Raw genomic sequence first — 13613 nt, forward strand, 5'->3', positions numbered from 1 at the left:
CAGCTACAGATCGGAAAAACTCGCAAGACGGCCGCCCTCGGACGGATACTGCCGATCCGCCGAGCGTCGTTTATGTCTATGCCCCCGATCGCAAGGCCGACCGACCGATCGCCCACCTGGCGGGCTTCAAGGGGATCCTGCAGGTCGATGGCTACGCCGGTTATGGCAAGCTCGCTGAGCGTGGCGACGTTCAGCTTGCATTCTGCTGGTCGCACATGCGGCGTAACTTCTACGAACTTGCCGCTCCTGGCGCCGCGCCCATTGCGAGCGAGGCGCTCAAGCATATCGCCGAGTTCTATGCCATCGAGAAGGAGATCCGTGGCCGCAGCGCTGAGGAGCGCTGCCTCGTTCGGCAACAGAAAAGTCGACCACTGGCGGAAGCCTTCGAGCGGTGGCTCCGGGCAAAGCTCCCGCTGATTAGCCACGACACGAAGCACGCCGGGTGGAGAATTGTGGACACACGATGGGACGTTGGCAAAGTTGGCTGGGATTGAAAAAGAGACGCCGAGAGTAGCGTGACACCATGGTCTGGCCTTATTTGAGGCGGAAGTCGCCGGCACAAAAGTGCAGGTGCTATATTGGGGAGGGCGGAATATGTCGAATGAGCGGAAAAGCATTGTCTGCGCAGGACAGATCTTGGTTGATGGCAGTCCAATGCGCTGCAAGGTCCGCCACCTCACGGCATCCTCCGCAATCGTTCAGACGCCTGACGCGCGTTTCATGCCCGCAGCTTTTGGGCTGCGCGTTCCAAGCGCGGACGTCGATACGATATGCCAGGTAGTTTGGCGTGATGCGCGCCGACTTGGCGTGACATTTTTGAACTAGTCGACAACAGTTGCCCAGACGCATCACCGTCCTGAACTCGGACCCTATTGAGTTGTAGGTTTGCAGGACACCTCGACTTGATTTCGGCCGGTGCCGCCGCATGAGGCGCATCGCATCGCTCCTGAAGAGCAAGCGTCAACCACGGAGTGAAAGACCTGAAGACAATTTGAGCTGGACGCGCGGAGCCTTCATCGACCACGCGTCGACGGTCACTCTTCTGCGTAACTGTGAGTACGACAGATATCCGCGAGCAGCGCACCGCTACCGAGCCGATGCCAGTTATGATCTCTCGCTCGGGCAGATGGCCGTGGCGCACCAGCCGTTGGCGGCCATCATCGGTAACCTGCGGCGTGCCTGCCGAGCAAAGCCGCCACTTCGGCCTCCACGGCCTGCATCAGCAGCGCTCGCGCGCCGCTGCGAAAAACCTCGGTAAGCGGGTCCGCGAAGCTTCCTGGCTGGGAAAATTGAAAACCGTTAGAGTCGGTCACGGCGCCTTCGATGGAAACTGGAGGCTTCGAACACCACCACGATACGCCGCCTTACCTCTTCATGCTGTCACCAACTTTCGCCCATAGCCCATCCGGTCGATCCACTTGCGAAATGGATGACCTTATCGGATCATCGATTCAGCAATTGTCCAGAAACCTGTTCAGCCTCTTCAACGCCGCTGCTGTTCCAAGCTGCAACCTACTCGACCATGACGCGCTCCACATTCCGTAAACCGCGCAGCGCGCCCTCATCATGCCGCTCTTCGCCCCGCCAGTAGCAGATTTGCAGCGTCTTGGACAACGGCCCGCCTCCCTTCTTCTCGCAGGCCCTCCAAGCTCCAAACAGCGCGCTTCCGCCTTGCGCGGTACACCCATAGAAGCTTCGACGCTCGGCGCGGCTTGGACTCTTGACAACCGCTTCTGCCGCGGCCCGGCGTGGCGAGCGCAAGCTCCGGCAAAGCCGGCCGAGCCAATCGGCCGCGAAACCGTTGGAGCACAGTATCTTGGCACACCCGGGGACGTTGATCTGCTTACAAGGATGCCGCGGCACTGGATCGATGAGGCGTTGAAGTCGCCGTGACGGCGTCACGACTGCCGCTTTCACATGTCGATTGGACCGCTTATCAACTGAGGTGTATTCCCCGTCGATGACTCTGCGCGATCTCGATTGAACAGGCTTTCTTGTGCTGCTCGAACGAAAGGCTCTCTACACCCGCCTCGATCAACCCCTGCTCACCCTAGCACCCACTTTTCGTGGAACGAGAGTCGTGATTCAAGCGAGATAATACCCGAAGCAAGAGAAGTCCGCTTTTCGAGGAAAGATCGCAAGGTGCCTGAAACCTGTTGCCCCTCACCGGTGACATTGCAGCGTGATTTGAAGCGAGCGCGGATACTTCTGTTGGCGGCGGCCGGACGCGGCCCCCGGTCGATCGCCAAGGAAGTCGGGGTCTAGCCGCGGATTGTCAGCCTTTGGCGGCATCGCTATGCCGAGCAACGTCTTGAAGGGCTGCAAGACAAGCCGCGGCCCGGCAAGCTGCGATCTATACGAAGACGACCGACAAGCGGATTCTCAAGCTGCTGGATAAGGCGCCCCGCGCAAGGGTTTGCGCGCTGGACCACCCGCCCTCTGCTGGCCGAGGCGCTGGGCGATGTTGATGTCCAATATGTCTGGCGGTCCTGCACAACCACAAGATTGACCTCGCGGCTCGCAGTCCTGGTGGGAGAGCAATGACCCGAACGTTGCGGCCAAAGCTGCCGATGTCGTCGGCCTTTACGTCGCCCCGCCAGCGAAGGCGCTATGCGTGGACGAGAAGCGCTCGATCCACGCCTTGGAGCATCCGAAGTTGCTCAACGGCCGCGCATTGCCCGGCCAGAGCCACGATTAGAAGCGGCATAGTTGCGCCTGAGCTCAGTCCCTGGCCGGCTCGCGCCAAATATTCCAATCCTTTAGCCCGTCCTATTCGTGAGAGTGCATTTTTTTAGTCCGATTGATGTGGCCGCACATCTGCTCTGACGAGGCGCGCGGGATTGCCTTCGGCTTTTCACCGCCTGACGACCGGTACTTTGCAACGCGCTTGAGGTGTAGGTTGGGCGAACGGGGGGCGGACGCCCCGCCGGTCAAGGACCGAGCGGCAGCAGCGCGCCTGGCAAGCCGCGGATCAGGTCGGCTTCGGGACAGGCCGCGGCAAACGCAAGGCGAATGCGGCTCGTGGTCTCGACCACACGGGCAGCGAGTTTCAAGAGACGAAGACGCAGCGTCGCGAACTCGGCTGTGGCCAATTCCCGGGCTTTGGGAATCGCGTCGCGCACGGTCAGCATCAGCCAATAAGCGGCGGTGTGGAGAACGAGGCGGACTTGATTGGCGAGCGCCGAACGGCAGCTGGTGCGATCGGAGGCGAGCTGTGTCTTATGCAGCTTGATCAGATTCTCGGCTTGGCCGCGCGCGCAATACAGGCTGTCGTAGATCCACTCGGCCGAGCCGACATCGAGGCTGGTGACGACGAAACGGATGTCGAGGCCGAGCATCGTCGCCTCAATACGGGCGACGGTACGCCGTTCGCGATCCCAGGACTTGGCCTTGTGGCGCGTCTCGGTATAGCCACGCAGAACCGGCAGGTTCTCGATGGCGCGTCGCGTGCGGATGTCGTCGGCGGCCTCGTCGAGTTTTCTGGCGAGCGGCTTGGTGCCGGACAGACCGAAGATGTAGTCGATGCCGTTGGTCTCGCACCACGCCATGGCCTCCGGCCGGGCATAGTGCCCGTCGCCACGGAACGTGATTCGCGTGTTGTGCCACCGCGTCCGGATATGCCGTATCAGGCGGCGCAGATGGGCACGCACCTCGACGCCGCCCGGCGTCTTGCCGGGCCGCAGCACGACCGCCACGGGCCGGCTCTTCTCCGTGTCGTAGACGTGGATCGGCAGGAAGCAGCGTTCGTCATAATGAGCGTTGAACAGCGAGAGCTGCTGATGGCCGTGGACGACATCGCAGGTATCATCGATGTCGAGCGTGACGGATGCCGGCTCGCGCGGGTAGCTATCCATCCATGCGTCGACCAAAGTGTAGGTCAGTCGGATCACGTCGCGCAGGCGCGGAGCATTCTCCAGCCGCGACAGCGTCGGTTGGGAACACAGATCGCGACCCGTGTCCGGCAGCCGTCCGCAGGCCAGCTTGAATGCGGGATCGGACCGCAGATGATCGAGGTCGTCGGCGTCCTCGTAGCCGCAGCAGATCGCGAACATGCGCGCGCGGAACATATCGACAAGGCTGTGCACGACCCGCGTCGGATCGCGCCGATCCGGGAACACCCGGGCCAAATTGTCGGCCAAGCCGAGACGCCGCTCGGCCATCGCCAGAAGCATCACGCCCCCGTTCGAGGTCAGCCGACCGCCATCGAAGGCAGCTGTGACTTTCTTGGCGTGAACGGCTGGAAACGAGAAGGGCAGAATCGTATCGTCGGTCATGGCGGGCGTGGCGTTCGCGGTTGAGGTGATGGGGTTGGCTTTGCAACCGAATCCTACGCCGCATCAGCGCTTTACACCACGCTCGCCAGCCTCTCAGGCGCCCTCTGACGAATAAGACGGGTTAGTGTCCGTGTCGTACATGGCCGCCCGGGGCGCGGTCCCTTCGCCTGGCACAATGCTTGCTGTGGATCATTCACTGGCTGGGACGAGGGAAGCGACGACCAGACGTGGGAGATATGTCACGATGAGTGCAACACCTTTGATCGATGATGTCATTCCGCGCGGCAACGTTGTGAAACGCGCAGCGCGCATCGGTGCCGAAATCAAAGATCTGAGGCTCACGGGCGATTTGCCGACCCAGATCATCGCTGCGATCAGTGGCCTGTTACTCGAGCACAAGGTGATCTTCTTCCGTAACCAGAGCCACCTTGATGATGCTGGGCAGGAGCGCTTTGCAGCTCGGTTCGGAAAGCTGGTACCGCACCCGATGCTCGGTGCTGCCAACGGAACTGCGTCGCTCCTTGAGCTCGACTCCACCCGCGGCGGAGGTCGCGCTGACATATGGCACGCAGATGGGACCTTTGCCGACGCATATCCGAAGATTCTGGTTCTACGAGCCGTTGTAATCCCATCGTTCGGCGGCGATACGCTGTGGTCGAATACAGCAGCCGCGTATCTCGATCTGCCGCCTCCGCTACAACGGCTTGCCGACGGCCTCTGGGCCGTTCACAGCAACCTCTTCGATTACGCCGGAATGGCCCGTGTCCGCGAAGTCGACAAGAAGCATTTTGACGATGTCTTCACCAGAACCATCTTTGAGACCGAGCATCCTCTCGTCCGCGTCCACCCCGAGACCAGTGAACGCACGCTATTGCTCGGCGCGTTGGTACAGCGGTTTGTCGACATTCCCAAATATGACGGTCAGAAACTGTTCGATTTATTCCAATATCATATCACTGCAGCCGAGAACACCGTGCGTTGGAACTGGACGGAGGGCGACGTCGCGATATGGGACAACCGCGCAACGTTGCACTACGCGGTCAACGATTATGGCGATCATCATCGCGTCATGCGCCGGGCCACGATCGATGGCGACGTGCCCGTAAGCGTCGACGGCCGGCGCAGCATAACGCGGCTCAAGATCAGCAAGCAGCCGCCCTCGATACCGCCCATCATACTCCAAGCTGGACAATCGAGCGAGCCTGGCTGAACGGAGCTGTTCCCGCTGAGTCCCACTGGTTGACTGCTCCCGCTGAATTCGTCTGAGGTCCAGCGCACGCGCCCCATACGTCGTTGTTCCAAGAGTAGTCACCGTGAAAAGTTGCCGTATGGATCGCTCGAGCTCCAAATCGGAGCCTCTGTCGATACAGTTGGAGCAGATGATGACCCGACTTACACCATTGCGTCGATGACGCACGTTGTGTCGGCGACCCTTGCAGCCGACCCGCTTGCGCGTCAGCTCAATCGTCGCTTTCATCTCCGCATGGTTTGTTCTGGTGGCGCTCACGGCCTGCTTGAATAGATTTTTGTCCTCCTCTCTGCCGGCGTACTCCGTTCGAATTCCTGGCGAGCCAGCACCGCTTATCCAACTGAAGACCATAAAGCTCTCGCCGGTAGCCTATTTGCCGAGCGGACATCCCAGATTCGCGACGTTCGGTTATAGGCAGCATCGACCTCTTGAGCCGAGGTTCGAATGGTAAGAAGGTTCGCTTTCGAGGAGCTGACGAACTCGAACAGAATGGCCGATCGAACAGCCGGAAACGTGCGGTTGGTGATGCCGATCGCCGATACGCTCGGGCCAGCGGGCTTGCAAGGCGCTTGTGCATCCTGACCAAGGATCCGAGGTCAAGCCGACATCACGAACCATTGGAGCAGCATGGAGCTTACGCTAGGTGATCTCGAAGTACCGCTGACGTTCAAAGTCGGTAACACGATGTTGAACGGATTCCCATTCCCAACGGCGCGAGCAAGAAAAGGCTTCAACAAACCTGTCTCCAAAGACATCCCTGGCGACTGGAGACCGTGCAAATCGGTATGTCGCCTCTGATAAGCTTTGCGGAAGTCTAGCGGAAGTATGGCAGGTCTTCTCGCTTGCACCACCGACGATCGAAGCCGGCAATGCAGCATCTTCTTCGATTCCCAGAATGCCTGAACCGATCGCGCACGGAGCGCGAGATATGGGTTCATGTCCGCGCCTGTCAGCCTGTACTCTAGTACCCAGAATCAGAGCTGAGTGATACGGCGGCCTTTGAAACGGCGTTGACGGACCTTTTTCTTGGTCCAGACGAAGGGCTCGGCTCTGTCGTTGTATGCGTTGACGTAGGCATCGATGTGCTCCTGAAGCTGCGTGAGGCTTGTGAAGGAGGTGCCGCTGAGCGACTGCCCCTGCAAGATCGAAAACCATACCTCGACCTGATTGAGCCAAGACGCACTTGTCGGCGTGAAATGAAATTGCACGTTGGGGTGGGCCTTGAGCCAATGCTCGTTCTTCTTGTGGGTGTTGAGGTTGTCGAGGATGACGTGAAGCTTCCGGTTCGGAAAAGCCGCGGTGACGCTGTTCATGAAGTCGAGAAACTCGACGCGGCGTCGGCGTTTTGAATGCGCCGCGATGATCTTTCCGGTGGCGACTTCGAGCGCCGCAAACAATGTTGTGGTGCCATGCCGCTTGTAATCGTGGCTCTGGCCGGTCAAGGCGCGGCCATTGGGCAACTTCAGATAACCCTGCGCTCGCTCCAAAGCCTGGATCGAGGGCTTCTCGTCCACGCACAGCACAATGGCCTTCGCGGGCGGGGCGACATAGAGGCCGACAACATCGGCGGCTTTGGCCGTAAAGTTCGGGTCGTTGCTCTCACACCAGGACTTACGAGCCGCGAGGTCAATCTTGTGGCTGCGCAGGAACCGCCAGACATATTGGACGTCAACATCGCCCAGCGCCCCGGCCAGCAGGGGCCCGGTCCAGCGTGCGAACCCGTCCGGCGGCGGCTTGTCCAGCAGCTTCAGAATCCGCTTGTCGGTGGCCTTCGTATAGATTGGCTGCTTGCCCGGTCGCGGCTTGTCTTGCAGCCCTTCAAGGCCTTGGTCGGCATAGCGATGCCGCCAAAGGCTGACAATCCGCGGCTGGACCCCAACTTCCTTGGCGATCGACCGAGTGCTGCGTCCATCCGCCGCCAACAGAACTATCCGCGCCCGCTTCAAATCGCGCTGCAACGTCACCGGGGAGCGGCAACACGCCTCAAGCACCTTGCGATCTTTCCTCGAAAGGTGGACTTCTCTTGCTTCGGGTATCATCCCGACCTTGAATCACGACTCACGCTTTAAGAACAGTAGGTACTAGGCGATGAGCAGACGGGTCTCCCGGAATGACCCGTACCGCACAGGAACGGTTGTCAACTCCCCAGCTTGGACAGGTTGGAGCCCAGCAGCCGGGCACCAACCGCTTGTAGCTATTGAAGTTCGGCGCGGCGAGCACACAGAAATCACTCATGTATTTCAGCTGTCCGCCAATGAATTGACTCATCTGTTTTGAGATACCGCGGAACCTGTCGCGGTCGTAGAACGCATTGTCACCGTCGGACGCAACTGAGATGAGAGCTGGCGCCGGTTGTTTGGACAGCGCCCCGCGGGATTTAAGTGGATTCCTGCCGGGTTATGCTGAACGCGGGGCCTTACGATTTTGTCGTTGCGTCGGGAGGGCGTAGCCCGACCAGAGCGACGACAAAATCGTCGGCGACGGTCATGCGGCCATCACCATAGCTTGCGTGCCGAAGTAAGCCTCGTCGGGCGTGCGCCCGTCAAGGCTCGAGTGAGGGCGTCCCTGATTGTAGAAGGCCAGATACTTGGCAATTGACGCTCGCGCCTCGGACACGCTGTCGTAGGCGCGGAGATAAACTTCTTCGTATTTGACCGTGCGCCAGAGCCGCTCGACAAACACGTTGTCGCGCCAGGCGCCCTTGCCGTCCATGCTGATGGCGATCTTCGCGTCCAGCAGCACATCGGTGAACTCGAGGCTGGTGAACTGGCTGCCCTGGTCCGTGTTGAAAATCTCGGGCCTGCCGTGCTTCGCCAACGCCTCCTGGACCGCTTCGACGCAGAAGGCCGCCTCCATTGTGATCGAGACGCGATGGGCCAGGACCCGTCGGCTGAACACATCGACGACCGCCGCGAGATAGACGAAGCCACGCCGCATCGGAATGTAGGTGATGTCCATTGCCCACGCCTGGTCGGGCCGCTCGATCTTCAATCCGCGCAACAGGTACGGGTAGATCTTGTGACCCGGTGCCGGCTTACTCGTGTTCGGGCGACGATAGACCGCCTCGATCCCCATGCGCTTCATCAGCGTCGCGATGTGGCGGCGACCGGCGTATACGCCCTCCCGCCGCAGCAACGATCGCTGCATACGCGCTCCCGCGAAGGGATAATCGAGATGCAGCTCATCGAGCCGACGCATCAAGGCAAGGTCCTCGGCCGAAACTGGCCGAGGTTCATAGTAGACCGTGCTGCGAGCCAGCTTCAGGACCTTCGCCTGGCGCACGATAGAAAGATCATGACCGCGGTCGATCATCGCTTTGCGCTCAGCAGGCCCGCCTTGGTGAGCGCGCCGGACAAAAAATCGTTTTCCAACGCCAGCTCGCCGATCTTGGCATGTAACGCCTTCAAATCGACCGGCGTCTCGGCCGACGCCTTGTCATGCCCAAACACGCCGGCGGCGCCTTCCAGGAGCTGGTTTTTCCAGATCGTGATCTGGTTCGGATGAACATCAAACAGTTGCGCCAGCTCCGCCAGCGTCTTCTCGCCTTTGACCGCAGCCAAAGCAACCTTCGCCTTGAATGCCGGAGAATGCATCCGGCGGCTCTTCTTCGTCATCTTCGCTCCTGATTCGCGGCAAGAATCCTCGCCGCTGTCAGGCAGAAAATCCACTCAAGCTACTGTCCGAATTTGCGGAGCCAGCTCTGTGATAGAGTCAGCGTTCTGGCTGCTCGTCAAGGGTGATGGTTCTGGCGTTGCGTTTTCGCATGCTTTCGCCGGCAAGCTGGAGGCGGTGAGCGTTATGGACGAGGCGATCGAGGACAGCGTCGGCGTAGGTTGGGTCTCCGATAACTTCGTGCCATGTGTCCACAGGGAGTTGGCTGGTTACGATGGTGGAGGCGCGGCCATGGCGGTCCTCAAGGACTTCCAGTAGATCGCGCCGTTCGGCAGCGGTGAGCACTGACAATCCCCAATCGTCCAAAATCAGAAGCTGGGCGCGGCCAAGGGTTTTGAGCAAGCGGGCATAACGTCCATCCCCCCGCGCGAGTGCCAACGCTTCGAACAATCTTGGGACGCGATGATAGAGAACCGAGCGATTGTCGCGGCAGGCCTTGTGGCCGAGGGCACAGGCTAACCAACTTTTGCCCAATCCGGTCGCTCCGGTTATGAGCAAATTCTCGTGGCGATCGATCCAGTCGCCGCTGACCAGCTTGGCGAAGACGGCCCGGTCGATACCCCGCGGCGTGCGCAAATCGACGTCCTCCAAGCAAGCATTCTGGCGGAGCGCGGCCAGCTTGAGGCGCGTAGTGAGCCGCCTGGTGTCGCGTTCCGCGGCTTCCCGGTCGACCAGCAGGCCGATGCGATCTTCGAACGGCAAGGCTTCGAGATCAGGTGATCGTCGCTGCTCCTCGAAGGCCTTGGCCATGCCGCTCAAGCCGAGCTCGATCAGGCGTTCGTGGGTGGGATGGGTGAGCATACAGGTCTCCTTGGCTTCAGTGGAAATAATCCCGGCCGCGGATGTTGCCGTGGCGCAGGGGTTGGGGTTCGGAGGGCTCGTCGAGAAAGGTGCGATCCAGGCCGTTCTGGAGGATGGAGCGGATCGAGGCGACGGATCGCGCCTTGATCAGAATGCCGCGCCGGCAGGCCGCGTCGACGCGCTCGGCGCTGTAGCTTTTGGCCAGCGACAGAATGCCGAGGCAGGTGCGAAAGCCTTGCTCGGGATGCGGCCGGGCCGCGATCACGGCCTGGAAGAAGGCGGCGGTCGACGGACCGATCCGCTCGCCGGCGGCGATCACTCCGGCGGGCGTCCATTGGCCGTAGCGCCGATGGGCGCTGGGCATGTGGTCGGCGGTGGTGGTGTGGCCCCGCCGGTTGGGCGCGCGGGCGTGGCTGGCGATCCTGCGGCCGTTGTGGAAGATCTCGACCGTCCTGTCGTCGATGCGGGCATCGACAAGCTCACGGATGAGCCGATATGGCGTGGAATACCAGTGTCCATCGATCTCGATATGATAGTCGGGGCCGACCCGGCATCGCTTCCAGCGCGCGAAAGCGTAAGCCTGATCCGGCAGCTTTGTGAGCTTGGGCTTGTCGAGTTCGGAGAACAGTTCGGCGCGGCTGGCGCCAAAGTCGCGCATCTGCCGGGCATTGAGTTCGACGACGAGTATTTTGATGGCTGCGTTCAGCTCCGCCAACGAAAAGAAGCGTTGGTTGCGCAGCCGCGCCAAAATCCATCTCTGGGCGACTTGCACCGCAACTTCGACCTTTGCCTTATCTTTTGGGCGCCGCGGCCGGGCTGCGAGAATGGCCGTGCCGTAATGGCTCGCCATCTCGGCATAGGTTCGGTTGAGGCCAGGATCGTGGCGGTCGGGATTGGTGACGGCGGCCTTGAGATTGTCGCAGACCACGAATGTCGGCGCGCCGCCGAGGAAGGCGAAAAGGTTGATGTGGACCCGGATCCAGTCGGCGAGCCCCTCGCTTGGGCAGGCCTCGGCGTAGGTATAGTTGGAGGCGCCCATCGCTGCGACGAACAGCTTCATCGACTGCACTTCCCCACTTGAGGGGGCGATGACGTCGATGGTGTCGCCGGCGAAATCCACGAAAACCTTCTCGCCGCCCAGATGGGTCTGCCGCATCGAAGGCCGGGCTCGCCCCTTCCAGGCCTCGTAGGTCGTGCAGAACCATGTGTAGCCGAATCCATCGGGATGGCTGGCGCGATACTCGTCCCACAGCAGCCGGCGGGTCACGTTGCGCCGGCGCAGCTCCTTGTCGACATAGCCCCAGTCGGGAACGGGCCGCTGTGGGCTCTGTGACGCAGGCCTCGGCGCAGGGAAAAGCAGCAGCTCCAGGTCTTCGTCGGTCATTCCGACCGGCAACGGCCAGTTCAGTCCGGCAGCCCCGGCTCGGCGCAGATAGCTGTGCACGGCTCCGTTGCTGATGCCCAGGGTGCGCGCGATGGCTCGCTCCGGCAAGCCTTGAACATGTTTTAAGCGGAGAACCTCTTTGATCCGGCGCATCGACAATCTCTGGGTGGGCATCGGCCTTCCTCGTTCACTGACGAGGCAGTTCCTAAGCCGGTTGAGTTGTCGGCCGAAGCGGGCTGAGCCGCTGAAAAGCTGCTCACGATCCCGCGAAATCCGTGCTCACGATCGTCTGAAATCTCTGCTCACGATCCCCTGAAATCCGTGCTCACGATCCCGCGAAACATGCACCCGCAATGGGCGCGGGACCGGGGGCGGCGAGTTCGTAGAAGTTACGCCGCATGTGGGACCAGCAGAATGCAAGCTGAACGTCGCCACGCTCGGCCAGCTTGCCATAGCCAGCATAGCCATCGACCTGCAGGATCCCCTTGAAGCCTGCCAGATGGGCGATTGGTCGGTCGGCTTTGCGATCGGGAGCATAGACATAGGCGACGCCCGGCGGATCGGCGCCGCCCCATGGCTGGTCGTCCGCTGCATAGGCCCAGAGCTGACCGGTCTTGGTGCGCCCTCGGCCGGGATCGAGCACCGGCATCGTCGTCTCGTCGGCGAACAGCTTTGGCCGTCGCCTGAGCTTGCCGAGGAGGCGCTCATGCAACGGACGCAGGTGGAAGGCTGCTTGTCCCACCCAGTCCGCCAGCGTCGAACGATCGAGCTCAATGCCCTGGCGGGCGTAAATCTGAGCCTGCCGATAGAGCGGCAGGTGATCGGCATATTTGGACACCAGAACCTGGGCGACGGTTGCTTCGGTCGGCAGTCCGCCCTCGATCAACCGGACCGGGGCCGGCGCCTGCATGACACCGTCCTCGCAAGCGCGGCAGGCGTATTTGGGACGCCGGGTAACGAGGATCCGGAACTGCGCCGGGACCAGGTCCAGCCGCTCGCTTCTATCCTCGCCGATCCGATGTAACTCGCCCTGGCAGCAGGGACAGGTCTTGTCCTCGATGTCGACGACGACTTCGATCCGCGGCAGGTGCGCCGGCAAGGCGCCACGGTTGACGCGGCGCCTACCGGCTTGCACCTCACGGCCTTCAGGTGCGCTGACGTCCTGCGCCGTCTCGCCGTACGCTGCCACCTGCTCGACGTCTTCTAGGCCCAGCAGCATCTGATCTTCAGGCAGCGTCTCTGCCCGCCGGCCAAACCGATGCCGCTGCAATTCCTTGATGATCTGACGCAGCCGTTCGCTCTCGCACCGCTCCGCAAGCAGCATCGCTTTCAGCGTCTCGGGATCGTCAGGCAGGGCGTCGCTCACACCCAATTCAGAGCATATTCGCCGCCAACTGGCGACGCGTCCGACGCTCCTGATTCACTTCGCCGCAGCACCGCCAACAACTATCCCGCTTGTGTTGGCGCCGGCGTCGCCCGTGCTTCATGCACAAGCCGCCAGTCGAGCCCCTCCAGCAGCGCCGACAATTGCGCCGCCGACAGACGCATCACTCCGTCCTCGATCTTCGGCCAGCGGAAGATTCCATCCTCCAGCCTCTTGGCGAACAGACACAAACCCGTTCCGTCCCAGAACACCAGCTTGACCCGATCCGCCCGCTTGGCCCTGAACACATAGACAGCTCCCGAGAATGGGTCAGCCCCCATGCTCTCGCGCACCAGGGTAGCAAGCCCCTCCATTCCCTTGCGGAAGTCTACCGGTTTAGTCGCCACCATCACCCGGACCGCACCCGACGGACCGATCACTGGCTCGCCTTCAGCGCCTGGACGATCGACGCAATCATTGTTGGGTCGGCACCACGACCGGCCCGGATCGTGATGCCGTCAACTTCGATCTCGATGATCCCGGAATCCGTCTTGGCCTTGCAGCGCACCGCTTTGCGCTCACGGCCAAGAGCGGGCGCCGGCACTACGGCATCCACCACCGCCGGCACAAACTGTACTTCTTCCACTTCGGAATGACCGCCCGCAGCTTCTCGCAACTGACGGCGCCAGCCAAACAACTGCTGCGGCGACAATCCATGCCGTCGCGCTACCGAACAGACCGAGTCGCCGCTCGCAACGATCTCCGCAACAATCCGCGCCTTGTCCTCGTCGCTCCACTTCCGCCGACGGCCGGCTCCAGTGAAGACCTCAAGCCGCCTCACCGGCTCCGTGATAGCACTATGCACTGTGT

At 61.4% G+C, this 13613-nt stretch carries 10 protein-coding genes and 4 pseudogenes; 3 read left to right on the forward strand and 11 right to left on the reverse strand.

The genetic code is table 11. The features are described from left to right. Positions 1-20 precede the first annotated feature (20 nt). Positions 21-470: pseudogene (locus tag HAP54_RS00405) on the forward strand (IS66 family transposase); the annotation flags it as partial. Between the two features lie 596 nt (positions 471-1066). Here HAP54_RS00405 and HAP54_RS00410 read toward each other — a convergent pair. Further along, a pseudogene (locus HAP54_RS00410) lies at positions 1067-1313 on the reverse strand (IS256 family transposase); the annotation flags it as partial. Between the two features lie 781 nt (positions 1314-2094). On the opposite strand from HAP54_RS00410, the pseudogene HAP54_RS00415 reads away from it, so the two are divergent. After that, positions 2095-2695 (forward strand): annotated as a pseudogene (locus tag HAP54_RS00415) (helix-turn-helix domain-containing protein); the annotation flags it as partial. A 235-nt stretch (positions 2696-2930) separates the two neighbouring features. Here HAP54_RS00415 and HAP54_RS00420 read toward each other — a convergent pair. Continuing rightward, positions 2931-4274, reverse strand: coding sequence for an IS1380-like element ISBdi2 family transposase (locus HAP54_RS00420; protein ID WP_166204320.1), 1344 nt, complete (start codon positions 4272-4274; stop codon positions 2931-2933). A gap of 244 nt (positions 4275-4518) precedes the next feature. Here HAP54_RS00420 and HAP54_RS00425 point away from each other — a divergent pair, with 244 nt between their 5' ends. Next, positions 4519-5484 carry a TauD/TfdA dioxygenase family protein gene (locus HAP54_RS00425; protein ID WP_051346740.1) on the forward strand — a complete coding sequence of 322 codons (966 nt, stop codon included), beginning with the start codon at positions 4519-4521 and terminating at the stop codon, positions 5482-5484. 678 nt (positions 5485-6162) lie between these two features. Here HAP54_RS00425 and HAP54_RS00430 read toward each other — a convergent pair. From HAP54_RS00430 to tnpA, 9 genes and pseudogenes are all read right to left on the reverse strand, one after another. Then, entirely contained in the window at positions 6163-6393 is a 231-nt protein-coding gene (locus tag HAP54_RS00430) for a glutamine synthetase (protein ID WP_248114291.1), read from the reverse strand. Positions 6394-6497: 104 nt separating this feature from the next. After that, positions 6498-7562 carry an IS630 family transposase gene (locus tag HAP54_RS00435; RefSeq protein ID WP_166204319.1) on the reverse strand — a complete coding sequence of 355 codons (1065 nt, stop codon included), beginning with the start codon at positions 7560-7562 and terminating at the stop codon, positions 6498-6500. A 19-nt stretch (positions 7563-7581) separates the two neighbouring features. After that, positions 7582-7887, reverse strand: coding sequence for a glutamine synthetase (locus tag HAP54_RS00440; RefSeq protein ID WP_249817851.1), 306 nt, complete (start codon positions 7885-7887; stop codon positions 7582-7584). Positions 7888-8007: 120 nt separating this feature from the next. Next, a protein-coding gene (locus tag HAP54_RS00445; RefSeq protein WP_166296389.1) for an IS3-like element ISRj2 family transposase occupies positions 8008-9137 on the reverse strand; the annotation gives its coding sequence in 2 pieces (ribosomal slippage) (positions 8008-8885 and positions 8885-9137; 1131 coding nt in all). 97 nt (positions 9138-9234) lie between these two features. Beyond that, complete coding sequence (gene istB, locus HAP54_RS00450; protein WP_029085260.1) at positions 9235-9996, reverse strand: IS21-like element helper ATPase IstB; 762 nt, start codon at positions 9994-9996, stop codon at positions 9235-9237. Positions 9997-10012: 16 nt separating this feature from the next. Further along, the gene (gene istA / locus HAP54_RS00455; protein WP_166217180.1) at positions 10013-11554 is read right to left on the reverse strand and encodes an IS21 family transposase; all 1542 of its coding nucleotides are present in this window, start codon (positions 11552-11554) and stop codon (positions 10013-10015) included. Between the two features lie 175 nt (positions 11555-11729). After that, positions 11730-12704, reverse strand: a pseudogene (gene tnpC, locus HAP54_RS00460) (IS66 family transposase); the annotation flags it as partial. A gap of 122 nt (positions 12705-12826) precedes the next feature. Further along, complete coding sequence (gene tnpB, locus HAP54_RS00465; RefSeq protein ID WP_166298512.1) at positions 12827-13183, reverse strand: IS66 family insertion sequence element accessory protein TnpB; 357 nt, start codon at positions 13181-13183, stop codon at positions 12827-12829. After that, entirely contained in the window at positions 13180-13584 is a 405-nt protein-coding gene (gene tnpA, locus HAP54_RS00470) for an IS66-like element accessory protein TnpA (RefSeq protein WP_224741334.1), read from the reverse strand. The genes tnpB and tnpA overlap by 4 nt, the downstream gene beginning before the upstream one ends. Positions 13585-13613 lie beyond the last annotated feature (29 nt).

The organism is Bradyrhizobium sp. 2S1, from assembly GCF_011516625.5.
Classification (GTDB): Bacteria; Pseudomonadota; Alphaproteobacteria; order Rhizobiales; family Xanthobacteraceae; genus Bradyrhizobium; species Bradyrhizobium septentrionale.

What these genes read in the sequence shown, in the direction of transcription:
- HAP54_RS00420 (WP_166204320.1), bottom strand. Translation starts at nt 4,274, where the DNA reads ATGACCGACGATACGATTCTGCCCTTCTCGTTTCCAGCCGTTCACGCC.
- HAP54_RS00425 (WP_051346740.1), top strand. Translation starts at nt 4,519, where the DNA reads ATGAGTGCAACACCTTTGATCGATGATGTCATTCCGCGCGGCAACGTT.
- istA (WP_166217180.1), bottom strand. Translation starts at nt 11,554, where the DNA reads ATGCCCACCCAGAGATTGTCGATGCGCCGGATCAAAGAGGTTCTCCGC.
- HAP54_RS00435 (WP_166204319.1), bottom strand. Translation starts at nt 7,562, where the DNA reads ATGATACCCGAAGCAAGAGAAGTCCACCTTTCGAGGAAAGATCGCAAG.
- istB (WP_029085260.1), bottom strand. Translation starts at nt 9,996, where the DNA reads ATGCTCACCCATCCCACCCACGAACGCCTGATCGAGCTCGGCTTGAGC.